Consider the following 26215-nt stretch of genomic DNA (forward strand, 5'->3'; position numbering starts at 1 on the left):
CGTGGGCTGCCGGCCGGTCAAGGCCGCGGGTGAGGTTCGAGGACGGATGTCGCGGGTGAGGTTCGTGGGCGGATGTCGCGGGTGAGGTTCGTGGGCGACGCTCGCCGTCGAAGGCCGAGGGGTGGCCCCGCTGGCGTAGGCCGCAGCCGCGTTCCCGACCCTTGTGCGCGATACGCGGGTCACTTAACGTGTACCTATTCCTAGAAGCGCAGCACGCAGATTTTCCTAGAAGTGCGGTACGCAGATTCCAGGAGGCACAACGTGGTCGAGGACAACACGGTCAACGAGAATCCGGGCGGTGGTGAGAACCCGGGTGGTGGTCCTCCGCAGGGCCGCTCGCCCCGTCTGATCGGCTGGGGACTCACGGTCCTCGCCTACGTCGTCGGCTATCTCTTCTGGATCATCGGCCGGGAGTGGTGGTGGCCGACGGTCATCGTGACCTGCGTGATTCTCGTCGGTGTCTTCGCCGCGAACTGCTATCTGGCGGTCACGAGGAAGAAGTACGACCTGTTCCTGGCGGCGCTGCTGGCCGCGGCCGCGCCCTTCGTCGTCATCGCGGTCGCGTTCGGCTGCTGCTTCTCGGGCCCGCCGGCGTAGCGCGGCAGCGGCCCAGTGCCCCGACCGGCGTAGGGCTGCGGCAGCTCAGGACCTCGGCCGGTGTAGGGCCCCTGTGCCTGGTGCTTCTGAGGCCTAGCGTCCCCGTGCTCTAGCACCCTCCGACCGGAAAAATGTGTCGTGGGGGCTTTCAAGGAATCGGGTTTTCCCAGGTCGGAGGAAAAGCTCCGGTCCGCGATGACACAAAAAGTCGGTCCTCGATGGCTCGAGAGTCGCTCCACGGCGGCAGGACAGCCGATAGCACCCGCCGGCGCCCCGTGGCGGACGGCGTCGATCGGCTGTGGAGAACCGCCGTGACCGGGGAGCGGCATCCACAGACCTGAGCTCGGGGAGCGCCTTCCCGGCCCGTCATCTGCTGGGGTTGAGTCATGGACTTCGGGGCGGCGCTGATCCTGACCGACAGGCTCTCCTCCTGGGAGCGGGAAAAGTTGCGGAGGCGGGACACTCACGGGGAATCGAAGATGATCAAGCTGGCGAAGGGTGCCTATGTGCTTCCGCGGGACTGGCGCCGGCTGACGGCGAAGCAGAGATTCCTCCTGAGGGTCGCGGCCCTTCAGCACGCAGTGCCGGGCGGTGTACTGACGGGGCAGGCCGCGGCACTCGCGATGGGCCTCTCTACCTGGACCAGGCCGGGGAGCATGCGCATTGACCTCTACCTTCCCGAGGGGCGTCGGCCGAGACGGCTACCGGGAGTCCGCCTGCACAGGCCGAAGACCCGGGGCGCTCTTCCGGCGGGCGCCACGACGGTGGCGGGGATGCCGGTCCGCGTGGTCTCTCCGGCCCGGGCCGCCATCGACGCAGCCCGGTTCGACGGCGAGGCGGCGGGGCTGGTGCCTCTCGAAAACGCCTGGCACGAGGGAAGACTGACCGGAAGTGAACTGGACGCCCACCTGGATCTCTTGGCCGGGGCGCCCGGGATGCCGCGTGCGAGGAAGGCCCGGGAGATCGGCACGCCCTACGGCGAATAACCGGCCGAGAGCATCTCGGCCCTGCACATCGCCGCCGTCGGACTGCCGAGGCCCCTACGGCAGGTGTCGATCTTCGGCGGGGACGGGGCGTTCATCGGGAGAGTGGACTTCTTCTTCCCGGACGTCGGGCTGATCCTGGAGTACGAGGGAGCCGCGAAGACGGCGGGTGCCCAAGGGCGGAACACCGCTCTGCGAGAGCTTTACCGGAGCCGTGGCTTCCACAACATGGGGATGGTGCTGCGCCACCTCGACGCCGATGCACTGCGGGACCCTAGCTCGTTCCTCGAGGTGAAGGACCTCCACCGGACGCTCCAGCAGAGGGACGCGCCGGTCGACAGGCGATTCTGGGCCCCGCCGCCTTCCCCGGAACAGTGGGACCGGGGAGCCCGATACCGGACCGGGAACAACGGTCGGTATCCGCCGCCGGATCTGCGTGACTGCGCGTGAGTGGGGGATCTCCGCGGCTGCGAGGGAACAGGGGGATCTCCGCGGCTGCGAGGGAACAGGGGGGGGGGATCTCTGGGAGTGCGCGTGAGTGGGGTCGGGGATGGCCGGCGACGGCCGGGGACGGGCAGGGGTGACCGAGAAAATGTGTCATGGGGGCGTTCAACGAACCCCGTTTTCCCAGGTCGGCAACCAAGCGGAGTTCTGGGATGACACAAAAAGTCGGGCGGGACCCCGGGTTCCCCGAAATCCGCGGGATCGGGCTGCCCGAAAACCCCGGGTCCGTCACGCGGAGTCCTGGGATGACACAAAAAGTCGGGCGGGCCCCGGGCTGACCGTCAAACCCGGGCCAGCCCCGAACCCCGACCTCAGTCCGTGACGCGCAGCGCGAGCTTGCCCGTCACCTCGCCGGAGTCGAGGGCGGCGTGGGCCTGGGCGGCCTCGGCCAGCGGGAAGGTCTCGTGCACGCGGTGGGTGATCGACCCGTCCGCGATCAGCGGCCACACGTTCTCCACCGCGTCGGCCACGATCTCCGCCTTGCCCTCCACCGGGCGGGCGCGCAGCGTCGTGCCGTGGATCGAGAGGCGCTTCGGCAGCAGCGGCGCCAGGTTGATCTCCGCCTTCGTGCCGCCCTGCATGCCGATGATCACCAGCTGCCCGTCCGGCGCGAGCGCCCGGATGTTGCCCTTGAGGTACTTCGCCCCCATGATGTCGAGGATGACGTCCGCCCAGCCCTTGAGCTCCTCGGCGAAGTCCTGCTCGCGGTAGTTGATCAGCTTCGAGGCGCCCAGCTCGCGGCAGTACTCGAGCTTCTCCGCCGACCCGGCCGTCACGGCCACCTCGCAGCCGAGCGCGTGGAGCATCTGCACCGCGAAGGAGCCGACGCCGCCGGATCCGCCGTGGACCAGCACCTTCTTGCCCTCGGCCGTACCGGGCCGCAGTCCGGCGGCCATGCCGAGGTTCGACCACGCGGTGCAGGCGACCTCTATGATCGAGCCCGTCTCCGCCAGGCTCAGCCCCTCCGGAAGCGGCGCGGTCTGACCGACCGGGACGGCCACCAGCTCCGCGTAGCCGCCGCCGGCGAGCAGGCAGCCGACCTCGGAGCCGACCGCCGGGCCCTCGCCGGTGTCGTTGGCGACGACGGTGCCCGAGCACTCCATGCCGATGATCTCGGAGGCCCCGGGCGGCGGCGGATAGTGGCCGCGGGCCTGGAGCAGGTCACCGCGGTTGACCCCGGCGGTGTGCACCTTGACCAGGATCTCGCCCTCGCCGGGCACCGGGTCGGCGACGTCCTCGAGGACGAGGGAGGTCGGGTCGTTCAGGTCCTTTTGTGTGATGGCCTTCATATCGCCCCACCCTAAGGGTGACCGCGGGGCCGCGGCCACCGTTTCCGGCCCCGGGATCATCCCGGTCCTGATACCGGTGCAGGACCGCACCTCGCGCTGGTGCAGGCTCCACCCGCGGCAGTCGCGCAGCCCCGGTGCGGGCTCGCTCGTGGTACGTGGGCCTCTCGAGCGGCACCGGTGCAGCCCTGGTGTGCCGGCGGGGTCCATGCGGGTCGCGCGGCCCCGCTTCGGTATTGTTCCGGGGGCAGGGAGGCGTGGCAGAGCGGCCGAATGCACCGGTCTTGAAAACCGGCGACGGGCAACCGTCCGGGGGTTCAAATCCCCCCGCCTCCGCGCGAGAGACCGCCCCGCGGGTCCACCCGGATCCGCGGGGCGGTCGTCTCTCTTCGGGGCAAGGACCCAGCACCTAGGTCTTCAGACCCGGGCCGCAGACCCCGGTCCCAGGCCCGCGACCCGCGTGGCGCCAGGTCCCAGGCCCGGGATCCGCGGGGCGGTCTTGCCACCCCGGCACGCGCCGACCCGCGTCGTCCGCACGGCGCCGACCCGCGCGGCGTCGTCAATCGGCGACGCGCACCACCGTGCGCCCGTGGCGCCGGCCGGCCAGCAGCTCTCCGCCTGCGTCGATGACCTCGTCCAGGCCGATCTCCTCGGTCAGCGACTCGAGGATCTCCGTGTCCAGGTGCCGGGCCAGCAGCGCCCAGGCACGCTCGCGCAGCTCGGCCGGGGCGTCGACCGAGTTCGCGCCCACCAGTGTGACGCCGCGCAGGATGAACGGCAGCACCGAGCCGGGCAGGTCCGGGCCCTGCGCCATGCCGCAGGCCGCCGCGACGCCGCCCCATTTGAGCTGCGCGAGCGCGTTGACCAGCGTGTGCGAGCCGACGGTGTCGACCACCCCGGCGAAGCGCGCCTTCTGCAGCGGCTTGCCCTGGTCGGCGAAGTCGGCGCGGTCGAGGATCTCGCCGGCGCCGAGCCCGCGCAGGTAGTCGCCGTGCTCGTCGACGCGCCCGGTCAGCGCCACCGTGTCGAGGCCGAGCGCGTCCAGCAGGTGCAGCGCGATGCTGCCCACGCCGCCGGTCGCGCCCGTGACCAGCACCGGCGCGTCGCCGGCGGTCACCCCGTGATCGATGAGCGCCTGCACGCACAGCGCGGCGGTGAACCCGGCCGTGCCGACCGCGGCCGCCTGGCGCGCGTCGAAGCGGTCCGGCACCACGATTGCCGACGTCGCGGGCACCGACGTGCGTGCGACATAGCCGCCGTCGCGGCGCTCGCCGAGGCCCGCACCGTTGACGACGACGGTCTGGCCGGGGCGGAACCCGCCGCCGGGGGCCTCGACGACCGTGCCCACGGCGTCGATGCCGGGGATCAGCGGGGTGGTGCGCACGATGCCGGGGTCGCCGGCCAGCGCCATGGCGTCCTTGTAGTTCAGGGAGGAGTAGGCGACGTCGATGAGCAGGTCACCGTCGGCGACCTCGACGGCGTCCAGGTCGACCTCGGTCAGCTCCGCGGGCTGCTTGAGCTCGCGGACGACGACGGCATGGGCGGGGGAGGCGGGGGAGTGGCTCATGCCTCGCGAGTGTAGGCAAGACCCCGACCGCGGCGAGGGGTTTCGCGGCCCGGCTGAATTACAGCCCCGCGGTGCGCCAGGCCTCGAGCAGCCGGTCGTTCTCCTCGGGCGTGCTCACGGTGACGCGCACGCCCTCGGGGAAGGCGCGGACCACCACGCCGGCCTCGGCCAGCGCCTCGGAGACCCGCTGCGGGTAGTCCGCGTCGCCGTCCGGGGTGGGCAGCCAGACGAAGTTCGCCTGGGTCGGCTCGGTGCCCAGCGCCTCGGAGACCCGGTCGCGGTCGGCGACGATCTCTTCGACGCGCTCCATCAGGGCGTCCACCGCGTTCAGCGAGGCCAGCGCGCCGGCCTGCGCCGGGGCGGAGACCGCGAAGGGGATGCCGACCTTGGTCATCGCGTCGATGATGCCCGGCTCGCCGAAGGCGTAGCCCACGCGCGCGCCGGCCAGGCCGTAGGCTTTGGAGAAGGTGCGCAGGCCCACCACGTTCGGCCGCGACGCGATCTCCTCGGTGGCCACCGGGGTGTCCTCGGCGCGGTTGAACTCGAAGTACGCCTCGTCGAGGGCCACGGTGACCCGCTCCGGGATCTTGTCCATGAACTCGGCGAACTCGGCGCGCGTGATCGTCTGGCCCGACGGGTTGTTCGGGTTGCACACGAAGATCGCGCTGGTGCGCTCGGTGACGGCGGCGGCCATCGCGTCGAGGTCCAGGTGCCCGGTCCCGGTCAGCTCGACCGGCACGCACTTGGCGCCGACGACCTGCACGAAGATCGGGTAGGCCTCGAAGCTGCGCCACGGGTAGATCACCTCGTCGCCCTCGCGGGTGGTCGCCTGCAGCAGCTGCAGGCACAGCGCGGAGGAGCCGCAGCCGACGGTGACCTGCTCCGGGGAAAGACCCAGGTGGTCGGCGAGCGCGGCGGTCAGCTCGGCGGGGGGCATGGCGGGGTAGCGGTTGGCGCCGGCGGCGGCCTCGGCCATCGCGTCGACGGCGGCCTTCAGCGGCGGGAAGGTCACCTCGTTGGACGAGAGCTTCAGGGCGTCGGCGAGCTTGCGGCCGGGGGCGTAGGAGGGCAGCGTGTCCAGGTCAGGGCGGATCATGGGGTTCACCCTAGTCGCAGTTGTGTCGGGCGAAACACCGAATCAGCGGAAACCTGAGCGCCGGGCCGACCGGCCCGCCGGTCCGGCCTCGGCCGCCTCGCTCCACCGGCCGGCCACCCCGCCCCACGGGCCCGGGCCACCCCGCCCGCCGCACCCAAGCCACCCCCGCCGAGCCCAAGCCGCACCCACGGCGCAGGTGCGCGCCGGGCGCGCGCCCCGGGACGTCGTCAAGCAAGTTTGAATTCGCACGCGACGCTCCGGTAGGCTCTACGCAGTCCGGCCTCGAGTCGGACGGTCAGGAGACGTGCCAGAGCGGCCGAATGGGGCTCCCTGCTAAGGAGTTGACCTTGTGATGAGGTCCGGAGGTTCAAATCCTCTCGTCTCCGCCACGCGCCCGTAGCTCAACGGATAGAGCATCTGACTACGGATCAGAAGGTTGGGGGTTCGAATCCCTCCGGGCGCACCACCATGAAGTGACGGCCTCGTGGCCCGCCGGCTGCAGCGTGCAGCGGGCGGGCGCGGGGCCTCATTCGTGCCGCGGCGTCGGTGGACGCGGCGGGGGACAAGCACCACGACAGACGGGAGGTGCGCCGTGGGCGCCACCGAAACCTGGGATCTCGACGGACTCAAGCGCATCCTGCGCGCCGACAACCTGCGCCCCGAGCAGGCCCACGAGCTGGCCGCCCGGCTCGCCGAACCCCCGATCCAGGACGTCGTCGCGCTCGTCGAGCGCAGCGACCCCACCCGCGCGGCCCTGGTGCTGCGGCTGCTCAGCCGGCGCCGCTCCATCGAGGTCTTCGACGCGCTCGACCCGCGCCACCAGGCCGATCTGATCGGCGCGCTGCAGAACCGCGACATCTACGAGTTCTTCGACGAGCTCGACCCGGACGACCGCGTCTCGCTGCTCGACGAGCTGCCCGCCGAGATCGCCGAGGCCCTGCTGCGCCAGCTCGACCCCGGCGAATCACACGTCACCGAGGTCGTCATGGGCTACCCGAAGGGCTCGGTCGGCCGCCGCATGAGCCCGGAGGTCGCCACGATCTACTCGACGATGACGGCCGCGCAGGCGCTGGAGAAGCTGCGCCGCTCCGCCGAGGACGTCGAGACGATCTACGCGGTGCCCGTCGTCGCCCACGACCGCAAGCTCGAGGGCTTCTGCTCCTTCACCGAGATCTTCACCGCCGACGACGACACGCGCCTGGCCGAGATCATGAACCCGCCGGTGTACTGCCGCGCGCACGACGACGCCGAGGACACCGCCCGCTGGTTCCTGCCGCTCGACTACCTCGCCCTGCCCGTCGTCGACGACACCGACCGCCTCGTGGGGCTTCTGACCTGGGACGACGCCCAGGACATCGTCGAGGAGGAGGACAGCGAGGACTCCGCGCGCTCCGGTGGTTCCGAGCCGCTGCAGCAGCCCTACCTGTCCACCCCGGTGGCCAAGCTGGTGCGCTCGCGCGTGGTGTGGCTGCTGGTGCTGGCGGTCTCGGCGATCCTGACGGTGCAGGTCCTCGACGTCTTCGAGGAGACGCTGTCGAAGGTGGTCACGCTCTCGCTGTTCATCCCGCTGCTGACGGGCACCGGCGGCAACACGGGCAACCAGGCGGCCACGACGGTCACCCGCGCGCTGGCGCTCGGCGACGTGCGCAAGCGCGACATCCTGCAGGTCATGTGGCGCGAGCTGCGCGTGGGCCTGATGATGGGCGCGCTGCTCGGCGCGATCGGCTTCTGCCTGGCCGCGCTCGTCTACGGCGTGCCGATCGGCGCCGTGATCGGTTGCACCCTGCTGGCCGTGTGCACGATGTCGGCGACTGTCGGCGGCGCGATGCCGATCGTCGCCAAGTCCGTCGGCGCCGACCCCGCGGTCTTCTCCAACCCGTTCATCTCCACCTTCTGCGACGCCACCGGCCTGATCATCTACTTCCTCATCGCCATCTCCGTGCTCGGCCTCTGACCTTCGATTGCCGACGTCCCGCCCCACCGCCGGGCGCGCACCCCGCGCCGTCCGGTGTGGGGCGGCCGCGCGCCTGCGGCGCGCGGCGGGTGAGCCGCGCGGCGGGTGAGGTGCGCGCCTGCGGTGCGTGGCGGGACGTCGGAAATCGGGGCGTGTCCGCTTCTTCCGCTTCGGGGGTGGGTCCACCCCCGTACTCAGGGTGACCTGAGTGGCCGGACCTGCGCATATGTGTGACAGATGAGGTCAGAGTGTGAGGCGTCTGGGAGTCCGGTGTTCCGGTGGTTAGGATCATTATTGTAACCGCCGGTGGTGGAGAACATCGACGTCCACCCCGTTGACCTCCCCGGGCGGGAGGTGCTGGCCTCCCCGGGCGGGAGGCGCGGTGACCCACGGGAAAACCCCCGGAAACACTCGGGACCCCCAGCACGAAGGACGCCGTACCCATGACCACACCCAAGGTCCAAGAGAGTTCGTCGCACGCCGTAGGCGAGGACTCCCGCACCCCAGACTTCAAGGACATCCGCCGGCGGGTGACCGGCCTGATCGTCGGCCTGCTGCTGGCCGTCGTCATCTACCTGATCTTCCCGGACGGCGCGGCGGAGCGCATCAACGAGGCCTACGCCGAGGACGGCGTCGAGTACACCGGCAGCGCGATGCGCATCACCGCCGCCGTCGCCGTGCTCATGGGCGCCTGGTGGATGACCGAGGCGATCCCGCTGGCCGCCACCGCCCTGGTGCCGCTGGTCGCGTTCCCGCTGCTGCAGGTCATCGAGTTCGGCGAGATCTCCTCCTCCTACGCCGAACCCACGATCTTCCTGTTCATGGGCGGCTTCATCCTCGCGCTCGGCATGCAGCGCTGGAACCTGCACCGCCGGCTCGCGCTGACCGTCGTGCTCGCCGTGGGCACCCAGCCCAAGCGCCTCGTCCTCGGCTTCATGCTGGCCACCGGCTTCCTGTCGATGTGGGTCTCCAACACCGCGACCGCCGTGGTCATGCTGCCGATCGGCATGTCCGTGCTGCAGCTGACCGCCGAGACCGTCGGCGGCATGCGCAAGCAGCGCAACTTCGCCACGGCCCTGATGCTCGCGATCGCCTACTCGGCCTCGATCGGCTCGGTCGGCACCATCATCGGCACCCCGCCGAACGCCCTGCTCGTCGCCTACATGTCCAACAACCACGGCATCGAGATCGGCTTCGGCCAGTGGATGCTCGTCGGCGTGCCGATCGCCGTGGTCTTCCTGATCGTCGCGTGGCTGGTGCTGGTCACCGTGTTCAAACCCGAGATGAAGGAGATCCCCGGCGGCAAGGAGCTGATCCGTGAGGAGCTCAAGAAGCTCGGCAAGATGCACCAGCCCGAGGCTGTCACCGCTGTCGTCTTCGCCGGTGCCGCGCTGTGCTGGATCTTCGTGCCGATCCTCATCGACAACTTCGGCTGGTCCGTCACCATCGCCGACGCCGCGATCGGCCTGGCCGCCTCGCTGCTGCTGTTCATCCTGCCCTCCGGTTACAAGCCCGGCGTGAAGCTGATGGACTGGAAGACCGCCAACGACCTGCCGTGGGACGTGCTGCTGCTCTTCGGCGGCGGCCTGGCGCTGTCCAAGATGTTCTCCGAGTCCGGCCTCTCGCTGTGGATCGGTGACCTGGCCCAGGGCCTGAAGGTCCTGCCGGTGATCCTGCTGGTCGCCGCCGTGGCCGCGCTGGTGCTGATCCTCACCGAGTTCACCTCGAACACCGCGACCGCCGCGACCTTCCTGCCGATCCTCGCCGGCGTGGCCGTGGGCATCGGGCTGACCTCGGGCGGCAACGAGCAGAACGTGCTGCTGCTGACCATCCCGGTCGCCCTGGCCGCCACCTGCGCGTTCATGCTGCCGGTGGCCACCCCGCCGAACGCGATCGCCTTCGGCTCCGGCTACGTCAGTATCGGCAACATGATCAAGGGCGGCATCTGGCTGAACCTGATCGCCGTCGTGCTGATTACCATCACGGTCTACTTCATCGCGATCCCGGTCTTCGGCATCGTGTTGTGACGTCGGCGCGGTGATCGCCCGGTTGTTAGCCGCGGCGATCGCCGGAGCCGCGTGACCCCGGAACCGGCCCGGACCCCTCGTGGGTCCGGGCCGGTTCCGCGTCTGCGGGGCGTGGGGTGGTTGTGTTGTTGGTGGACTTCGAGGCGGGGGAGCGCAGTTCTGAGTCTGCGGGGCGGGGGGTCTCGGCGGGTGTTCCTGCGGGGCGTGCGGGTGCCCGGCCAGGTGTTCCTCCGGGCGAGCCCTCGCTCCCTAGGGGTTTCTGCCTGGTGAGCAGGGGATTTGGTGGCCACGGGGCCCGGGGGTAATGTATCTCCTCGTTGCAGGGGCTAGCCCCGGTGACGGACTGCGCCCGTAGCTCAACGGATAGAGCATCTGACTACGGATCAGAAGGTTGGGGGTTCGAATCCCTCCGGGCGCACGATCAGGGCCCCGCCGAAAGGCGGGGCCCATTTTCGTGTCTATGGCCTGATTGAGCGGGTCGGCCAGTCGATTGGCCGGGTCGGTCGGCCGATTGGTAGGGCTGGTCGGCCTATTGACCGGATCGGCCGGCCGGTTATCGGGGGCTGATCGGGGGAACAGGGATGGTTTCCCGCCCGGATCCGCACGGTTTTACCGACCCGGGGTCGGTAAGCGATTTCGCTCAACTCGGTGACCTGCGGGTTTGTCAGGCGGTTTTCGGGTTTACCGGCCCACACCCGGTAAAAGCAGGTGCGAACAGGCTCCCCCGAGCCGCCCGACCCCTAGAACACCTCGACGCGGGCGCCCAGCGACTCGGCCTGGATGAGCACCTGGACCCACTCGCCCTCGCCGGGGCGCACGCGCAGCACCGGGCGCGAGGAGACCGGCACCGGGCTGACCGACTCGCCGCCGCGCGCGCCGGAGGCCTCGCGTGCCTTGAACCGGATACGCGCGCTGTGACCGGCGTCGGCGAGCTCGGCGATGTCGGGCTCGGGGCGCGACAGCGACTCGCGGGCCTCGTTGAGCAGCTCGATGACCTCGTCGAGCACGTCGACCACGGCAGCGGCGTTGGTCTCGCACATGGCGCGGACCAGGGCCGGCTCGCTGCCGGCGACGCGGGTGGCGTCGCGGAAGCTGCCGGCGGCCAGTGAGTGCGCCAGCGCGCCGCCCTGGTCGCCGACCACGGCCAGGGCCTCGGCGAGCACGTGCGGCATGTGGCTGATGCGGGCGACCGCGGCGTCGTGGACCCCGACGCGGGCGGGCACGACCTCGGCGTGGACCACGCCGGCCAGGGTGGCGACGTCCTTCCACAGCTCCACCCAGGAGGCCGGGACCTCCGCGGCTCCGGCACCCGAGGCCCCAGCCGCGGCACCGGCACCCGCCCCGGAAGCCCCGGCACCGGCGGCGGTACCGGCACCGGCGGCACCCGAGCCCGCGTCCCCGCACGCCAGGTCAAACCCGATCACCCACGCGGCACCCCGGAACAGCCCCTCGTGCGAGGCCGCCCAGCCGGACTCGGCGGTGCCGGCCATCGGGTGCGAGCCGACGTAGCGCTCGGCCATCCCCCGCTCGCGCACGGCCTCGAGCACGGCCCCCTTCACGGAGACGACGTCGGTGAAGCCGCAGTCGGGGGCGAACTCGGCGATGGCGTCCAGCATCGCGCCGACGGCCCCCATGGGGGTGGCGACGACCACCAGGGCGTCATCGCCCTGGGCGCGGGACAGGACGTCGGAAAGTGAGGAGGTGACGTCGAAGCCCTCCTTCTTCGCCTCCTCGACGGCGTCGGGGGAGCGGTTGTAGCCGTAGGCGGTCTCGCCGGCGGCCACGAGGTCGCGCAGCAGGGACCCGCCGATCAGGCCGAGGCCGAGGATGCATACGGGGCGGGAGATGCGTTGTGAGCTCACCTGACAAGCATGACACAAGACGACTACCGTTGCCGGTATGCAGCCCCAGACCACGGACGGCGTGGACTTCGACGGCGAGGGCGAGGACTTCGCCAGTTTCGCGGTGACCGTGACCAGGACGGACGCACACTGGCACGTGCGCGAGTTCGACGACGACTTCGATGACCTGGACACCTCGGTCCGCGCGGTGCGTGCGCTGCGCGCCGAGGGGCCCGCGTTCGCGCTGCTGTGCGTGGACGACGACTACTTCATCGTGGTGCGCCCCTCGCCGAACCGCACGCGCGTGCTGCTCTCGGACGCGACCGCCGGGGTGGAGGACGACATCGCCGCCGCGGCGCTCGAGGAGATCGGCGCCGAGGTGCCGGACCTGAACCCCGACGAGGTCGAGGACGTCGACCCCTGGGCCGAGGGCGACTTCGACATCCTCGCCGACCTCGGCCTCTCCGAGCAGGTCATGGGTCTGATCACCGATGACCTCGACGACTGGGCCAGCGAGCAGATCGTGCGCATCGCCGAGGAGCTCGGCTTCGACGACGAGCTCTTCGACGAGGTCGACATCCCGGAGCACTGAGTTCAATTTCCGACGTCCCGTCCCCCGGCGCCCGGCGCCCTGGCGCGCCCGAGCGCGGGGGCAGTGGCGGTGCCGGTCCTGCGCCGGCTTCTTCTTCCGGCGTCGGCGCCGCCCTGGGTGGTTTTTCGTCGGCAGATTCTCCGGGAGCCGGTTCCGCCGAGCGCGGGGCCCACGTTCTGCCCGAGGCGGCGGGGGAGCGGCGCGCACGCGAGCGGATGCGCCGCGCCCTCGAGGTCGCGCGGACGACCCCGGCCGGCGACGTGCCCGTCGGTGCGGTGGTCTACTCCCCGGACGGGGAGGAGCTGGCCGCGGCGACGAACCGCCGCGACGCCGACGGCGACCCCACCGCGCACGCGGAGGTCCTCGCGCTGCGCGCCGCGGCCGAGGCGCGCGGGGACTGGCGGCTGACCGACTGCGAGCTCGTGGTCACCCTCGAGCCGTGCTCGATGTGCGCCGGCGCCCTGGTGGGCGCGCGCGTCGGCTCGTTGGTCTTCGGCGCGTGGGAGGAGAAGACCGGCGCGTGCGGATCGGCCTTCGACCTGCTGCGCGACACCGCCACGATGCACCGCCCGCAGGTGCGTGCCGGGGTGCTCGCCGACGAGTGCGCCGGTCTGCTCGCGGAGTTCTTCGCCGCCCGGCGGTGAGTGGCGGGGCGTCGGAAAGCGACCGTGGAAACGCGCGCGGCGGTGGGGACCGCGCAGACCGTGCACTATGTATGAAACAAATTCTGTGCTGTGAGCTGGTCGTTTGCCGGTGAACGGCGTTCGTCGACGATTCCGCGCCCGTCACGGCGCGCGCGGCGTCGTTAGACTGAAGGGCACAAGAACACCGACGAAAGGAGCATGCATATGGGTGACATCCAGAACAAGGCTGAGGACTTCGCCGGAAAGGCCAAGGAGGCCGCCGGTGATGTGACCGACAACAAGGACCTGCAGAACGAGGGCAAGGCCGACCAGGTCGTCTCCGACGCCAAGGAGAAGCTCTCCGACGCCGGCGACGCCGTCAAGGACAAGGCCAACGAGGTCATCGGCAAGTTCAAGGACGACAAGTAAGACTTGTCTCCCTCAAGGGTCCGCGCGAGCGGCCCTGCGCACGGCCCGGGATTTTCCCCGGGCCGTTTTGCGTGTCCGGTGGGGTGCGGCGGGGCGTGTCTGGTGGGGTGCGGCGGGGCGTGTCCGGTGGGGTGCGGCGGGGCGCGTGCCGTGCCGCGAGGCGTGTCTGGTGGGGTGCGGCGGGGCGGCCGGTCGTGTGCGGTGGGGTGCGGCCGGGCGTGTCCGGTGGGGCTTGTGCGGTGCCGCGGGGCGGGCGGGGGAAAGCGTCGCGAACGGGTGATTTGGTCGCGGCGGAACCGGTCGGTTAGCCTATTCGGCGGTGGCGTGTCCGAGCGGCCGAAGGTGATCGCCTCGAAAGCGATTGTTGGGTAACCCCCAACCGAGGGTTCAAATCCCTCCGCCACCGCGCAGCGGGACCGCGTCCCCTCCCCGATTGGATCGGGAGGGGGCGCGGTCCCTTTTTGTCGTCGGCTCGTCGGGTCGCCGGTTCGTCGGGTACCGGAGCCTGGGAACACCCGCGCTCTTCGTCACTGTGCACCGCCGCCCGGGTGGGGAACCCACCCGCCCCGGAGACGGCGCGCGCACCGCGTGGGCGGGGGACCCACCCGCCCCGCAGACGGCGCGCGCACCGCGTGGGCGATGTAACGCCGGGGCCGCGCGCGTCGGAAAGCTCTTGTGGTGCCCGCGGGGCCTCGGTACCGTTCCGGGACGCGGGTAGAATTGGACTGTTGCCCTGCACCCTCGACTCTGGAGTCTGGACTGACGTGGCTGAGCTGCTCTTCAAAATGGGACGCTGGTCGTTCCGCCGCAAGTGGGTCGTCCTCGCGACGTGGCTGATCATCCTCGGTGCCGTGGCGGGCGCCGCGGTGGGGTTCAGCAAGCCGTTTTCCAGCCAGTTCAGCATCGGCAACGCCCCGTCCATCGAGGCGACCAAGCTGATGATGGAGAACTTCCCCGACGCCGGCAACCCCGCCGACGCCGCGACGGTCAACCTGGTCTTCGCCAGCACCGACGGCAGCAGACTCGACGAGGAGCACAACAAGGAGGCCATCGACGACGTCATCCACGCCGTCGAGGACAGCCTGAGCGACGAGATCCGCAACACCCAGCGCTTCGGCAACCCGGTCGTGCTCTCGCCCCAGCTGACGCAGGGCGTCTACGACATGTCCGTCGAGCAGGGCCTGCCCGAGGCGACGGCGCGCGAGGACGCAGAGAACCTCGCGCTGGTCTCCGACGACGGGCGCATCGCCTACACGACCTTCGACTTCGACGTCGACTCCGCGATGAAGGTCAGCGACGAGCAACGCCAGGCCGTCTACGACGCCATGGAGCTCGGCCGGGACCAGGGCCTGCAGGTGGAGGCCGGCGGCGCCGGCTTCGGCGACCCGATCGCCATCAAGGCCACCAGTGAGGTCGTCGGCCTGGCCGTCGCCTTCGTGGTGCTGCTGCTGACCTTCGGCTCCCTGATCGCCGCGGGCCTGCCGCTGATCACCGCCGTGATCGGCGTGGGCATCGGCGTGCTCTCGATCCTCCTGACCACCGCCGTCGTCGAGCTCAACGACGTCACCCCGACCCTGGCGATCATGATCGGCCTGGCCGTGGGCATCGACTACGCGCTGTTCATCCTCTCGCGCTACCGCGTGGAGCGGGAACGCATGCCCGCGCCCGACGCCGCCGGCATGGCCGTGGGCACCGCGGGCTCGGCCGTGGTCTTCGCCGCGGCGACCGTGATCATCGCGCTGGCGGCCCTCGTCGTCGCCGGCATCGAGTTCCTGTCCTGGATGGGCCTGTTGGCCGCGCTGACCGTGGCCGTGGCGATGCTGGTGGCCCTGACCCTGGTGCCCGCGCTGCTGGGCATCTTCGGCGAGCGGGCCTTCGGCGCGCGCATCCCGGGCGTGGCCGGCAACAAGAAGCGCGACGGCTCCTGGCCGAAGCGCTTCCGCAAGGGCATGACCATGGGCCGGCGCTGGGTCACGCTGGTGCAGAAGATCCCGGCGGTCATGCTCGCCGCCGTGATCCTGGGCCTCGGCGTGCTCTCGCTGCCGGTGACGCGCCTGGAGATGGCGCTGCCCTCGGACACGACCTCGAACGTCGACACCACCCAGCGCAAGGCCGCGGACCTGATGGCCGAGGGCTTCGGCGCCGGCGTCAACGCCCCGCTGCTCTTCGTCGTCGACGCCCACGCGGTCGACCCCGACGCGCCGGCCCTGCGCCCATTCGTCGAGGCGCAGCGTCAGGGCGCGGAGGCTGAGGCAGCCGAGGCCGATCCCGCGAACGCCGAGGGTGCCGGGGGCGCCGACAACGCCGCCGCCGAACCCTTCGACGAGCACAAGGCCGCCGCCCAGGCCGCCTACATCTACACCGTCGACAAAATCGACGGCATGGCGGAGATCAAGAACGCCCAGCTGGTCGGCATGAACGACGACGCCACCGCCGCCCAGGTCATGATCACCCCGTACACGGGTCCCGAGGAGCAGGAGACCGTCGACGTCTCCCACGCCCTGCGCGACCGCGCCGCGGAGATCGAGGCCGCCACGGGTGCGACGGTCGGCATGACGGGCCTGACGGCCGTCCAGATGGACATCACCGAGGAGCTGGGCAACGCGATGCCGCTCTACCTGGCCATCGTGGTGGGGCTGGCGATCGTGCTGCTCCTGCTGGTCTTCCGCTCGATCATGGTGCCGGTGGTCGCGGGGTTGGGCTTCCTGCTCTCGGTCGGCGCCGCCTTCGGCGTGACGGTGCTGTTCTGGCAGGAGGGCCTGTGGGGCCTGGTCAGCTCGCCGGGGCCGCTGATCTCCTTCATGCCGATCTTCCTGATCGGCGTGACCTTCGGCCTGGCGATGGACTACCAGATGTTCCTGGTCAGCCGAATGCGTGAGCACTACACGCACAACGGCGGCCGCGCGCGGGAGGGATCGCGCTACAACGGCGTCGAGGAGTCCGTCATCGAGGGCTTCTCCGCCGGTGCGCGCGTGGTCACGGCCGCGGCGCTGATCATGATCGCCGTCTTCGTCGCGTTCATCGACCAGCCGCTGCCGTTCATCCAGATCTTCGGCTTCGCGCTGGGCGCGGGCGTCCTCTTCGACGCCTTCTTCATCCGCATGACGCTGGTGCCGGCGACCATGTTCCTCATGGGGCGGGCGACCTGGTGGATCCCGCGCTGGCTCGACCGCATCCTGCCGAGCCTCGACGTCGAGGGATCGAAGCTGGAGAAGGACTTCGAGGCCGGCCTCATCGGCCGGGACCTGCGTGGGGAGTCCGGGGAGACCGGGGAGTCCGAGGACGCCTCGATTGACGACGCCGCGCAGCGCCCCCGTCGCGCCGCCGCTCACCGTCGGCGTTGACGAGCCGCGGCGCCGGGGCGCCGCGGGGGCGGGGCGCGTCGGTGCGGTGCCGTCAATCGGACCATTAGCATCGGAGAACATGCAGACACCCGCCATGGACACCGACCTCAGCTTCCGCGTGGACACGCGCCTGGACCCCGCCGAGGCGGCCTCCGGTGGGCACGCGGTGCACGGGCGCACGGGCGTGATCAGCACGCCGCACGGTGAGATCGCCACCCCGGCGTTCATCCCCGTGGCCACGAAGGCGACCGTCAAGACGCTGACCCCGGAGCAGGTGCGCTCCACCGGCGCGCAGGCGATCCTCTCGAACGCGTACCACCTCTACCTGCAGCCCGGCGAGGACATCGTCGACGAGGCCGGGGGAGTGGCGGCCTTCGAGAACTGGCACGGGCCGACCTACACCGACTCCGGCGGATTCCAGGTCATGAGCCAGGGCGTCGGTTTCCGCAAGGTGCTGGCCATGGACCTGACCGACCTGACGGAGGCGGACATCCGCGCCGTCGACAAGGAACGCAAGGCGCACGTCGACGAGGACGGCGTGGACTTCAAGAGCTTCATCGACGGCTCGCTGCACCGCTTCACCCCGGAGCGCTCCATGCAGATCCAGCACTCCCTCGGCGCGGACATCATGTTCGCCTTCGACGAGCTGACCACGCTCGTCGACACGCGCGCCTACCAGGAGTCCTCCGTCGAGCGCACGCGGCGCTGGGCCGAGCGCTGCCTCGTCGAGCACGACCGGCTCACCCGCGAGCGCACGCACCGGCCGCGCCAGTCGCTGTGGGGCGTGGTGCAGGGCGCGCAGTACGAGGACCTGCGGCGACGTGCGGCGCGCGGGTTGATTGAGCTTTCCGACGCCGCGCAGCAGCGCGGTGCGCGTGGCTTCGGCGGCTTCGGCATCGGCGGGGCGCTGGAGAAGGAGAACCTGGGCACCATCGTCGGCTGGGTCTGCGACGAGCTGCCCGAGGACAAGCCGCGCCACCTGCTGGGCATCTCCGAGCCAGACGACCTGTTCACCGCCGTCGCGGCGGGCGCGGACACCTTCGACTGCGTGGCGCCGACGCGCCTGGGTCGGCGCGGCGGGGTCTACACACTTGATGGGCGGATCAACCTGCCGGCCGCGCGCTTCAAGCGGGACTTCCGCGGCGTGGATGAGGAGTTCGGCGGCTACGTCTCGCGGAACTACTCGCGGGCCTACCTGCACCACCTGCTCAAGGCGCACGAGTACCTGGCCGGCACGCTGTGCACGCTGCACAACCTGGAGTTCATGGTCCGGCTGGTGGACAACATGCGCGCCGCGATCGCTGAGGGGCGTTTCGCCGAGTACCGCGAGGAGTTCCTCGGGCGGTACTACGCGGGCAGGAAGTAAGGGAGCCAGGGGGCGCGCGGAAGTCCTGTCTGCGATGCCCACCGGGGTGGCGTCATGCTCACTGCCGCCGCGCAGTGATTCCGGTAACCTGAAAGCGTTCATAAAAACGATGTAATACAGGCGCTTTTCGGCCAGTATTCAGGGAATCGGAAGTGACGGGCGGCTGTCATGGCTGATGGAGAACACCGACCGAAGGCGGCGTCGGAGGGGGACGCCCCGGCTGGTAGGTGCCCGCTGTGGGAACGTGGCGACGCCGTCTCGGGATTGAGTGCGCGTGCCCGTAGCCTGTGGGCGAAGTCCGGCGACGAGACCGGGTGGCTCACGCTCCCGCAGCATCTCGTCGACGCAGCCTGCGTCGCGGAGGCTCTCTGGGACGGTTGGGTGCCCGACGCGGTGAAGCGGGAGATCGCGAGGATGACGGGGCTGACGGAGGAGCAGGCCCTCATCCTGGTCACCTGGCTGGCCGGTACCCACGACATCGGCAAAGCCACCCAGAACTTCACCCGCCAGATCGAGGCGACGGGCCCGGGGGCGGACATCGTCGCCGGTGTCGGTGCAGCGGGTCTGCCCCTCGGCGCCTGGCAGCGGGCCGCGGACATGCCGTTCCTGCCCCACGGCACCGCGTCGCAGGTGATTCTCGCTTCGTGGCTCAAGGGACGGGGCGTCGGCGGGAGAGTCGCCGGTGCCATCGCCTCGGTCGCAGGGGCCCACCACGGCATTGCGCCGGCCGGGCAGGACGTCAAGCAGGCCCGGATACTCATCGCGGAGCACCCCGCCGAGTGGCACGAGGTCCAGGATGAGATCCTCGCGGACATCGCCGAGCTGACCGGGATCGACGAGGTGCTGCCGAACCTTCGGACCCGGCCCGCGGCGCCGGCGCTCTCGTTGCTCACCGGCATCGTGGTGATGTCGGACTGGATCGCCTCCAACAAGTTCGCCTTCCCGATGGTCCCGCGCGGCGCCCAGGCCGACCGGGTCGCGGCAGGTACCGCGGCGGTCGACCTGTCGGGATCCTGGCACTCCGTGTGGCCAGCGCACCTCGACGCGGACGATTACTTCCGGTCGATCTTCGCCTGGCCGGGGCACTTCACCGCACGCCCGGTCCAACAGGCTGTGCTCGAGGCGGTGGAGGGGATGCCGGACGGTGACGGCGGGCTGGTGATCATCGAGGCCCCGACCGGTGAGGGCAAGACCGAGGCGGGTCTGGCGGCTGCGCATCATCTCGCCGTCAAAGACGGCGCCCACGGTATCTTCTTCGCCGCGCCCACGATGTCCACGGCCAACGGACTCTTCGACCGCGTCCTCGAGTGGTCGCGCGCCGCGACCCCCGAGTCCGAGATCGCCTCCATGTTCCTCGCACACTCGAAGTCCGCGCTCTCCGACTCCTACCGGCGGCTGCTCCTCGAAGGGATCGACGAGGACGCGGGCGCCGCCGAGAGTGAGGCCGGTGAGGTCTTCGCGTCACGCTGGCTGAGCGGACGGCACAAGGGGATACTGTCCAACTTCGTCGTGGGCACTGTTGACCAGGTGCTCATGCTCGTCCTGCAGATGCGTTACTCCATGCTCCGCCACGTCGGTCTCGCAGGGAAGGTGGTGCTCATCGACGAGGTGCACGCCTACGACGCCTACATGTACTCCTATCTGGCGAAGACCCTGCAGTGGCTGGCCCGCTACCGCGTTCCGGTGATCCTGATGAGCGCGACCCTGCCACCCGAGCAGAAAAACCAGCTCATCGCCGCCTACCGCGGCGAGTGGTCCGCGGCGCCGGTCGCGCTCTCCTCCCGGGCCTACCCTCTGGTCACGACCGTGGCGCGGGAACGGGTGCGTGAGATCGAGGTGCCCGCACGGCCGACGGACATGCACGCCGTGGTGGAATTCATCGACGACGCCGTGCCGGCTGCCGTCGCTCAGCTGAGCGACAGGCTCGCAGAGGGTGGGTGCGCACTGGTCGTGTGCAACACCGTCGCCCGGGCCCAGGAGATGTACTCGGCCTGCGCCGAGGCGTTCCCCGGCGAGGTCGAACTACACCACTCCCGGTTCCTGGCCAACGAACGCGCGGCGAAGGAGGACCGTCTGCGCGCGGAGCTCGGCCCCGACGCACACCGGGGCCAGGGGCGTCCGCACCGCAAGGTTGTGGTGGCCACCCAGGTAGCCGAGCAGAGCCTCGACATCGACGTGGACCTGTTGATTTCCGACGTCGCGCCCATGGACCTGCTCATCCAGCGCGCCGGGCGCATGCACCGTCACGACCGTCCGGCCGGAGACCGGCCGGGTCCCGTCACGGACCCGGCGATGCTGGTGCGGGGAGTCCTCGGCCGTGACCCCGCTCCGAGGCTCGACCCCGGTACCGCCGCCGTCTACGACCCGGCGGTGCTGTTGGCGACCATGGCCGAGCTCGAGGCGACGGTGATCCCCGGCGGGTTCCGGCGTCCCGACGACATCGAGCCGTTGGTGCACGCCGTCTACGACCCCTCCCGCGAAGCTCCCCCGGGCTGGGAGGACGCCTGGGTCGAGGCCCGGGAGCGTAGTCGCGCAGCGCGCGCTGAAGCCGTCTGGCGTGCCGGGGTATTCCAGATCCCGGAGCCGGGGCACGCCATGAAGCTGGAACCGTTGTTCACCAGGTACCACGCACCGGACCGGAAGGTTGATCCGGAGCAGGCCGCCGTGGCCCAGGTGCGCGATGCCGGCGACTCGATCGAGGTCATCCCGATCGTGGTCGGAGAATACGGCTACCACCCGTGGGGATCGCCTGCGGAAGCGAGCTTCGGCGTGGAACCCGACGGCGAGGTGATGGATCTGCTGACCCGCACCACGGTGCGTTTGCCGGGGACCTTCACCCGGGAGGGTGTCATCGTGAAGGTCCTCGACGATCTCGAAGCGCACACACCCGCGGAGTGGGCGAACCACTTCCTCCTGAAGGGACAGTTGGCCCTGGTGCTGGACGAGAGTGGTCGCGGCGAGATCGCGGGGAGGCCGGTTCGCTACTCGTCCGAACTTGGTTTCGAAGATCTGTCGGCTCCGTCACGGGGTGGCCGTAGTGTGACAGACGAATGACAGAAGCAAAGGAGAAGGAACCGATGACAGAGAGCTTCTCGCTGGTGGACAGACCGTGGATCCGCTGCCAGCTCACCGACGGGACGGAATCGGAGGTGAGTATCCGCCAGGTCTTCGACGGGAGCACCGGGATCCGCGGTGTGCGAGGTGACTCGCCGACGCAGGACTACGCCGTGCTGCGACTGCTGCTGGCAGTCTACTGGCGTGCCCACGTCGCGGACGCGCAGCCCGCGCCGGGTGAGACCTACGACCACGGCGTGTGGTTTGAGACCCAGCTCGACGGCGTCGACGCCGGGGAAGCTGACGCGGCCGTCCTGGAATACCTGGAGAAGTGGGGTGACCGTTTCGACCTGCTCCACCCCGAACAGCCGTTCATGCAGGTCGCCGACCTGGCCACCGGGTCGGGGAAGATCAGCGGGGTCAGCAGGATGATCCCCGAGGCTGAGTCGGACGGCTTCACCATGCGTGCCGGCGCCGGTCGGCAGAGCCTGGGACTGGCCGAGGCGGCCCGCTGGCTCGTCCACCTGCAGGCCTACGACTACTCGGGGATCAAGTCCGGTGCCCTCGGTGACCCCCGCGTGAAGGGAGGCAAGGGCTATCCCATCGGCACCGGATGGAGCGGCATGACCGGAGGCACGGTTATCGTCGGCGAGACCCTCCGGCACACTCTGCTGTTCAACACGGTGGAGGAGGCGTTGGCCCGCGAGGACGACCACCCCGCCTGGGAGCGTCAACCCGATGGCCCCGCCGAGCGGAAGGATCCGACGCCCAAGGGGGCGGCGGACCTGGCGACCTGGCAGTCGCGCCGCGTGCGTCTTCACGTAGAGGGGGACCTGGTCACCGGCGTCCTCGTGAGCAACGGCGACAAGATCCCCGACGCCGGTGCGAACGTGAGCGACGACCCGATGACGCCGTACCGGTACAGCAGGAACAAGTCGAAGCGCGACCACGTCGTCTATTACCCGCGCCCGTATGACCTGGAGCGGACGATGTGGCGCTCGCTCGAGCCGTTGATCATCGCGGAGAAGGACGAGGGCTACGGCGAGGAGAGCGGATCCAAGTCGAAGAAGGACCTCCCTCCCAAGCGCCCCCGCACCCTGGACCAGATCGCCGAATTCGAGAACGATGACGCCGCACCCGACTGGGTGGACCTGCAGCTGGTCTCCACGGAGTACGGGCCGCAGGCCTCGACGATGGGCACCACCGTGGCGACCCACATCGAGCTCCCGCGGAGTCTCCTGGCCCCCTCGGCGGTGTCCGCCCGGCGGACTCTGATCGAGCAGGCCGCGGCCACCAGCGACGTGGCGGTGGCGCTGGGGAGGTTCGCCGGAAACCTCCTTGAGGCCGCCGGCGGTGACTACGAATTCCAGAGCTCCCCGACTGACGCGTTGCTCAAGGAACTCGAGCCTCAGTTCCTCGAGTGGATCGGGAAGCTCGACCGGGAGGACCTCGATCAGGCGGTGCGCGCCTGGCAGTCCACGGCGCAGGAGACCACCCTCTCGCAGGCACGGGTACTGCTGCGCGGCGCCGGCCCCAAAGCACTCGTCGGCAAGACGGTATCCGGGCGTGGCGACGGGCCGGACTCCATCGTCTCCGCAGGCAGCGCATACCGGAGTCTGCAGATGGCCCTACGGAAGGCACTGCCCACGACCGCCGTGGAAACGAACCCAGAGACCAGTGAGGAGAAATGACGAAGATGCCAGAAACCCAGACACACGCGGAGGAGCGCGCGTCACTCGCCGTCGCCGTCGGTGTGACGGTCAACCGGTTGCAGAACGACTACCTCTCCGGTGGCGGCCGGGCACCAGCGGCCAGGGGCGTGCTCGCTGAACTGAGGCGTGGTGCAGGGCGGCCGGCGCTGTCGGACCCACTCGCCCTGGAGCGGGTCCTGGGCGTGATGGATCCGGTCCTCACCGAGAACGAGGTAGGCACCCAGGACCGGCCGTCCCCGTCCGAGGAGGCGGCCTACCAGGCGCTGGCGTTTTTCGCCCTGCACATGCAGAGCGCGACGGCACCGGTGCATGTCCGCGGGACCTCCTTCGCCACCGCCTGCGGCCTGCTCGCCGCGCGCAGCGAATCCAAGTCCATGAAGCCCCGTTTCGACGCGCTGCTGCTGGCGCGGAACCCGCATTCCCGTCTCACCCACGTCCGGTCGCTGATCACACTGCTGCGTGGTCAGCAGATCGGCTTCGACTACGGGGCCTTCGCCCGGGATCTCCGGGCCCTGATGAACCCCCGCCACCGCGACGGCGTCCTGCTGCGGTGGGGCCGTGACTTCGCGCTCGCTCCGTACCGGAAGAACCGGCGGGCTGAAAACCACCCGACGGCCTAGCCCCGGTTGGGCCGGGTACCGACAACTCGAAACCAGAATCAACCCACGCCGGCGAACACTCCGGCGACCTCCGAAAGGAAACATGACATGTCCCTCAACCTCGAAATCCACGCACTCCAGTCGCTGCCCCCGAGCCTGATCAACCGGGACGACACCGGCGCGCCCAAGTCCGGCGTATTCGGTGGCGTCCCCCGTCAGCGTGTCTCCTCGCAGTCGTGGAAGCGCGCGATCCGCAGGACCTTCGAGGAGGACTTCGACCCTGCGATGGTTGGGTTCCGCACCAAGCGAGCTCTCGACCTGGTGGTGGACGACATCCAGGAGATCGGTGGTGAGGACGCATGGCCCGAGGACCGTGCGGTCGCCGAGGCCTCCGCGGTGTTCAAGACTCTGAAGATCAAACTCGTCGACCCGAAGAACGCCCCCGAGGGCGACGAGCTGGACGACGACCGCCGGCGGGAGCTCGCCAAGACCGGCTACCTGCTCTTCCTGAGCAAGCAGCAGATCCACAACATCGCCCAGGCAGTCGTCGACGCAGACGGGGAGAAGATCAAGAAGGCGGACGCAAAGAAGCTCTTCAACACCGACCACTCTGTCGACATCGCGATGTTCGGCCGCATGGTCGCAGATGACGCGGACTACAACGTCGACGCGTCCGTCCAGGTAGCCCACGCCATCGGCGTGCACGCCTCCGAGCCGGAATTCGACTACTTCACCGCGGTGGACGACCTTGACGAGGACGAGGCCGAGACCGGTGCCGGAATGATCGGCACGGTCCAGATGATGTCGTCGACCCTGTACCGCTATGCAAATGTCTCTCTGGACTCCCTGGCGGAGAACCTCGGCGACGCTTCCGCCGCTGTCACCTCGGCGGAGGCGTTCGTCGACGCGTTCATCAAGAGCATGCCCACCGGCAAGCTGAACACCTTCGCCAACCAGACTCTCCCGGAGCTGGTCTACGTCGCTGTCCGGGACACGCGGCCGGTCTCCCTGGTCAACGCCTTCGAGGACCCCGTCGTCGCTGAACAGGGCGAAGGGCGACGTGTGGTGGCCGCGCGTCGCTTGGCCGTGGAGGAGCGCGAGATCGAGCAGCAGTACGGGTTCGTCCCCGTCGCAGCCTTCCTCATCGGGCTGGGTGACCTGCGCAAGCCCTTCGAGGAGCTCGACGTGAAGGAGACGACCCTGCCGGAGCTCGGTGCCCAGCTCCACGAGGTGCTGGTCCGCGAACTCTCGCTGGAGGATGAGGCCCGGTGACCGCGACGCTGCTACTGCTGCTGAAGGGGCCGATGCAGGCCTGGGGAGACTCCAGCCGATACAAGATTCGTGCCACCGGTCAGATCCCCACCAAGTCAGGTGTGATCGGGATGCTCGCCGCCGCCGAAGGCCGGCGGCGCTCTGAGCCGGTCACGGATCTGGCGGGGCTGCGGTTCGCTGTCCGTGTGGATCAGCCGGGTTCCCTTCTCCGGGACTATCAGACGGCACAAGAATGGCAGTCCGGGGGCGGGACGAGTCTGGTGACCCGTTACTACCTGGCGGATGCCGTGTTCGTCGCGGCGATCGAGGCCGATGACCGTGAATTCCTCGAGAATCTGGCCGAGGCTCTGCGGAAACCGCGTTTCCCGTTGTTCCTCGGGCGGCGCAATTGCCCGGTCCCGGCCGGACTCGTGATCGGGGTGCATGAAGGTGACGCCGTCACCGCACTCAGAGACACCGCTTGGCAGGCGAGTCGATCACACCGGCGTGAGCGCACGCGGAGTGTCTCGCTTCCGATCTACCGGGATGCGGACCCCGGCGAGGAAGGCGTTCCGCACCAGGACGTCCCTGTGTCCTTCGCCCAGGAACACCGCCGCTACTCCTGGCGTGAAGTCATCCAGGATGAACCTGTGGCTGTCGACAACCCCGAGGGACGCGCCGACGACCCGTTCTTCGAGGCGGTGATCTCGGCGTGACGACGACACTCACCAGGATTCTGATCAACCCGCAGCGTAGGCAGGCGCGGAAGCTGCTCACCAATCCGCAGGCCATGCACGCGGCGGTGCGGGCCACTTTTCCGCCGGACATCGAACAAGAGGATGCCCGGGTGTTGTGGCGCGTCGATCACCGGGGTCACGAGCATGTTCTCTATGTCGTGGGACCGGAGCGGCCGGATGCCACCGGCCTGGTTGAACAGGCGGGCTGGGCGACACGGCCGGCGCAAACCGCGGAGTACACACGGTTCCTCGCTGCACTCAAGAAGGGCCAGCGCTGGCACTTCGAGCTTGTGGCCAATCCGGTTATGAGCAAGGCCGGCGAGCGCGGTACCCGGGGCAAAGTCGTGCCGCACGTCACCCCGGAGCAACAGCTGGACTGGTTGATCAAGAAGTCCGTCAACGCCGGATTCTCCGTGGCCGGGTCCGGCGAAGACGGAGAAGGCTTGCCAACCGCACGAGTGGTGGAGAGGGCCAATCTCAGGTTCCGGAGAAGGGATCGGACTGTCACCGTGCGGACCGCACGTTTCGACGGTGTTCTCGAAGTGACTGATGCTGACGCATTGAGGTCGACTCTCGTGCACGGATTGGGTAAGGCCAAAGCCTACGGGTGTGGTCTGCTGACACTGGCGCAGCCGCATTAAGGCAGGTACCCC

The 26215-nt window shown here is 69.8% G+C and carries 20 protein-coding genes and 5 tRNA genes; 21 read left to right on the forward strand and 4 right to left on the reverse strand.

Annotation, left to right across the window (positions count from 1 at the left end):
* Nucleotides 1-261 precede the first annotated feature (261 nt).
* From CFRA_RS00795 to CFRA_RS00805, 3 genes are all read left to right on the forward strand, one after another.
* Nucleotides 262-597 carry a hypothetical protein gene (locus CFRA_RS00795; RefSeq protein ID WP_245797613.1) on the forward strand — a complete coding sequence of 112 codons (336 nt, stop codon included), beginning with the start codon at nt 262-264 and terminating at the stop codon, nt 595-597.
* Nucleotides 598-983: 386 nt separating this feature from the next.
* Nucleotides 984-1583, forward strand: coding sequence for a hypothetical protein (locus CFRA_RS00800; RefSeq protein WP_075663048.1), 600 nt, complete (start codon nt 984-986; stop codon nt 1581-1583).
* A gap of 63 nt (nt 1584-1646) precedes the next feature.
* Nucleotides 1647-2030 (forward strand): hypothetical protein, encoded by a 384-nt coding sequence (locus CFRA_RS00805; RefSeq protein ID WP_075663049.1) that lies wholly within the window; start codon nt 1647-1649, stop codon nt 2028-2030.
* A 365-nt stretch (nt 2031-2395) separates the two neighbouring features.
* Here the strand turns inward: CFRA_RS00805 and CFRA_RS00810 are convergent, their stop codons facing one another.
* Nucleotides 2396-3373, reverse strand: coding sequence for an NAD(P)H-quinone oxidoreductase (locus CFRA_RS00810; protein WP_075663050.1), 978 nt, complete (start codon nt 3371-3373; stop codon nt 2396-2398).
* Between the two features lie 248 nt (nt 3374-3621).
* On the opposite strand from CFRA_RS00810, the gene CFRA_RS00815 reads away from it, so the two are divergent.
* Nucleotides 3622-3706: transfer RNA gene (locus tag CFRA_RS00815), tRNA-Ser, on the forward strand.
* Between the two features lie 223 nt (nt 3707-3929).
* Here the strand turns inward: CFRA_RS00815 and CFRA_RS00820 are convergent.
* Both CFRA_RS00820 and CFRA_RS00825 read right to left on the reverse strand, forming a co-directional pair.
* Nucleotides 3930-4937 carry an MDR family oxidoreductase gene (locus CFRA_RS00820; protein ID WP_075663051.1) on the reverse strand — a complete coding sequence of 336 codons (1008 nt, stop codon included), beginning with the start codon at nt 4935-4937 and terminating at the stop codon, nt 3930-3932.
* 58 nt (nt 4938-4995) lie between these two features.
* The gene (locus CFRA_RS00825) at nt 4996-6033 is read right to left on the reverse strand and encodes a histidinol-phosphate transaminase (protein WP_075663052.1); all 1038 of its coding nucleotides are present in this window, start codon (nt 6031-6033) and stop codon (nt 4996-4998) included.
* 298 nt (nt 6034-6331) lie between these two features.
* On the opposite strand from CFRA_RS00825, the gene CFRA_RS00830 reads away from it, so the two are divergent.
* From CFRA_RS00830 to CFRA_RS00850, 5 genes are all read left to right on the forward strand, one after another.
* Nucleotides 6332-6422: transfer RNA gene (locus CFRA_RS00830), tRNA-Ser, on the forward strand.
* A 1-nt stretch (nt 6423) separates the two neighbouring features.
* Nucleotides 6424-6499 (forward strand) — tRNA-Arg (locus CFRA_RS00835).
* A gap of 126 nt (nt 6500-6625) precedes the next feature.
* On the forward strand, nt 6626-7987 hold the full coding sequence (gene mgtE / locus CFRA_RS00840) for a magnesium transporter (protein WP_075663053.1): 1362 nt from the start codon (nt 6626-6628) through the stop codon (nt 7985-7987).
* Nucleotides 7988-8430: 443 nt separating this feature from the next.
* Nucleotides 8431-10014 carry an SLC13 family permease gene (locus CFRA_RS00845; protein ID WP_075663054.1) on the forward strand — a complete coding sequence of 528 codons (1584 nt, stop codon included), beginning with the start codon at nt 8431-8433 and terminating at the stop codon, nt 10012-10014.
* A 345-nt stretch (nt 10015-10359) separates the two neighbouring features.
* A tRNA-Arg gene (locus CFRA_RS00850) sits at nt 10360-10432 on the forward strand.
* Between the two features lie 322 nt (nt 10433-10754).
* Here the strand turns inward: CFRA_RS00850 and CFRA_RS00855 are convergent.
* Nucleotides 10755-11876 carry a prephenate dehydrogenase gene (locus tag CFRA_RS00855; protein ID WP_075663055.1) on the reverse strand — a complete coding sequence of 374 codons (1122 nt, stop codon included), beginning with the start codon at nt 11874-11876 and terminating at the stop codon, nt 10755-10757.
* 37 nt (nt 11877-11913) lie between these two features.
* Here CFRA_RS00855 and CFRA_RS00860 point away from each other — a divergent pair, with 37 nt between their 5' ends.
* The 12 genes from CFRA_RS00860 to cas6e all read left to right on the forward strand — a co-directional run bounded on the left by CFRA_RS00860 (nt 11914) and on the right by cas6e (nt 26203).
* Entirely contained in the window at nt 11914-12447 is a 534-nt protein-coding gene (locus tag CFRA_RS00860) for a tRNA adenosine deaminase-associated protein (protein ID WP_075663056.1), read from the forward strand.
* A gap of 215 nt (nt 12448-12662) precedes the next feature.
* Complete coding sequence (locus tag CFRA_RS00865) at nt 12663-13091, forward strand: nucleoside deaminase (RefSeq protein ID WP_075663057.1); 429 nt, start codon at nt 12663-12665, stop codon at nt 13089-13091.
* A gap of 204 nt (nt 13092-13295) precedes the next feature.
* Nucleotides 13296-13499, forward strand: coding sequence for a CsbD family protein (locus CFRA_RS00870; RefSeq protein WP_075663058.1), 204 nt, complete (start codon nt 13296-13298; stop codon nt 13497-13499).
* 318 nt (nt 13500-13817) lie between these two features.
* Nucleotides 13818-13905 (forward strand) — tRNA-Ser (locus CFRA_RS00875).
* A 358-nt stretch (nt 13906-14263) separates the two neighbouring features.
* Nucleotides 14264-16843 (forward strand): MMPL family transporter, encoded by a 2580-nt coding sequence (locus tag CFRA_RS00880; RefSeq protein ID WP_075663059.1) that lies wholly within the window; start codon nt 14264-14266, stop codon nt 16841-16843.
* A gap of 79 nt (nt 16844-16922) precedes the next feature.
* Nucleotides 16923-18209: a tRNA guanosine(34) transglycosylase Tgt gene (gene tgt / locus CFRA_RS00885; RefSeq protein WP_075663060.1), complete on the forward strand. Its 1287-nt coding sequence runs from the start codon at nt 16923-16925 to the stop codon at nt 18207-18209.
* A gap of 168 nt (nt 18210-18377) precedes the next feature.
* Entirely contained in the window at nt 18378-21263 is a 2886-nt protein-coding gene (locus CFRA_RS00890; RefSeq protein ID WP_083666745.1) for a CRISPR-associated helicase/endonuclease Cas3, read from the forward strand.
* Between the two features lie 23 nt (nt 21264-21286).
* Nucleotides 21287-22954 (forward strand): type I-E CRISPR-associated protein Cse1/CasA, encoded by a 1668-nt coding sequence (gene casA, locus CFRA_RS00895; protein ID WP_075663061.1) that lies wholly within the window; start codon nt 21287-21289, stop codon nt 22952-22954.
* Complete coding sequence (gene casB, locus CFRA_RS00900; RefSeq protein ID WP_342743161.1) at nt 22951-23595, forward strand: type I-E CRISPR-associated protein Cse2/CasB; 645 nt, start codon at nt 22951-22953, stop codon at nt 23593-23595. The genes casA and casB overlap by 4 nt, the downstream gene beginning before the upstream one ends.
* An 87-nt stretch (nt 23596-23682) precedes the next feature.
* Nucleotides 23683-24846 (forward strand): type I-E CRISPR-associated protein Cas7/Cse4/CasC, encoded by a 1164-nt coding sequence (gene cas7e, locus CFRA_RS00905; RefSeq protein ID WP_075663062.1) that lies wholly within the window; start codon nt 23683-23685, stop codon nt 24844-24846.
* Entirely contained in the window at nt 24843-25541 is a 699-nt protein-coding gene (gene cas5e, locus CFRA_RS00910) for a type I-E CRISPR-associated protein Cas5/CasD (RefSeq protein WP_075663063.1), read from the forward strand. The genes cas7e and cas5e overlap by 4 nt, the downstream gene beginning before the upstream one ends.
* On the forward strand, nt 25538-26203 hold the full coding sequence (cas6e, locus tag CFRA_RS00915) for a type I-E CRISPR-associated protein Cas6/Cse3/CasE (protein WP_075663064.1): 666 nt from the start codon (nt 25538-25540) through the stop codon (nt 26201-26203). Before cas5e ends, cas6e begins: the two co-directional genes overlap by 4 nt.
* The last annotated feature ends 12 nt before the right edge of the window (nt 26204-26215 follow it).

It is taken from the genome of Corynebacterium frankenforstense DSM 45800, from assembly GCF_001941485.1.
Lineage (GTDB): Bacteria > Actinomycetota > Actinomycetes > Mycobacteriales > Mycobacteriaceae > Corynebacterium > Corynebacterium frankenforstense.

Excerpts from the sequence above, each read along its gene's own strand:
- CFRA_RS00810 (WP_075663050.1), bottom strand. The coding sequence starts at position 3,373 with ATGAAGGCCATCACACAAAAGGACCTGAACGACCCGACCTCCCTCGTC.
- CFRA_RS00870 (WP_075663058.1), top strand. The coding sequence starts at position 13,296 with ATGGGTGACATCCAGAACAAGGCTGAGGACTTCGCCGGAAAGGCCAAG.
- casB (WP_342743161.1), top strand. The coding sequence starts at position 22,951 with ATGACGAAGATGCCAGAAACCCAGACACACGCGGAGGAGCGCGCGTCA.
- cas7e (WP_075663062.1), top strand. The coding sequence starts at position 23,683 with ATGTCCCTCAACCTCGAAATCCACGCACTCCAGTCGCTGCCCCCGAGC.
- CFRA_RS00820 (WP_075663051.1), bottom strand. The coding sequence starts at position 4,937 with ATGAGCCACTCCCCCGCCTCCCCCGCCCATGCCGTCGTCGTCCGCGAG.
- tgt (WP_075663060.1), top strand. The coding sequence starts at position 16,923 with ATGCAGACACCCGCCATGGACACCGACCTCAGCTTCCGCGTGGACACG.
- CFRA_RS00800 (WP_075663048.1), top strand. The coding sequence starts at position 984 with ATGGACTTCGGGGCGGCGCTGATCCTGACCGACAGGCTCTCCTCCTGG.
- casA (WP_075663061.1), top strand. The coding sequence starts at position 21,287 with ATGACAGAGAGCTTCTCGCTGGTGGACAGACCGTGGATCCGCTGCCAG.
- CFRA_RS00825 (WP_075663052.1), bottom strand. The coding sequence starts at position 6,033 with ATGATCCGCCCTGACCTGGACACGCTGCCCTCCTACGCCCCCGGCCGC.
- CFRA_RS00860 (WP_075663056.1), top strand. The coding sequence starts at position 11,914 with ATGCAGCCCCAGACCACGGACGGCGTGGACTTCGACGGCGAGGGCGAG.
- CFRA_RS00865 (WP_075663057.1), top strand. The coding sequence starts at position 12,663 with ATGCGCCGCGCCCTCGAGGTCGCGCGGACGACCCCGGCCGGCGACGTG.
- CFRA_RS00845 (WP_075663054.1), top strand. The coding sequence starts at position 8,431 with ATGACCACACCCAAGGTCCAAGAGAGTTCGTCGCACGCCGTAGGCGAG.
- CFRA_RS00890 (WP_083666745.1), top strand. The coding sequence starts at position 18,378 with ATGGCTGATGGAGAACACCGACCGAAGGCGGCGTCGGAGGGGGACGCC.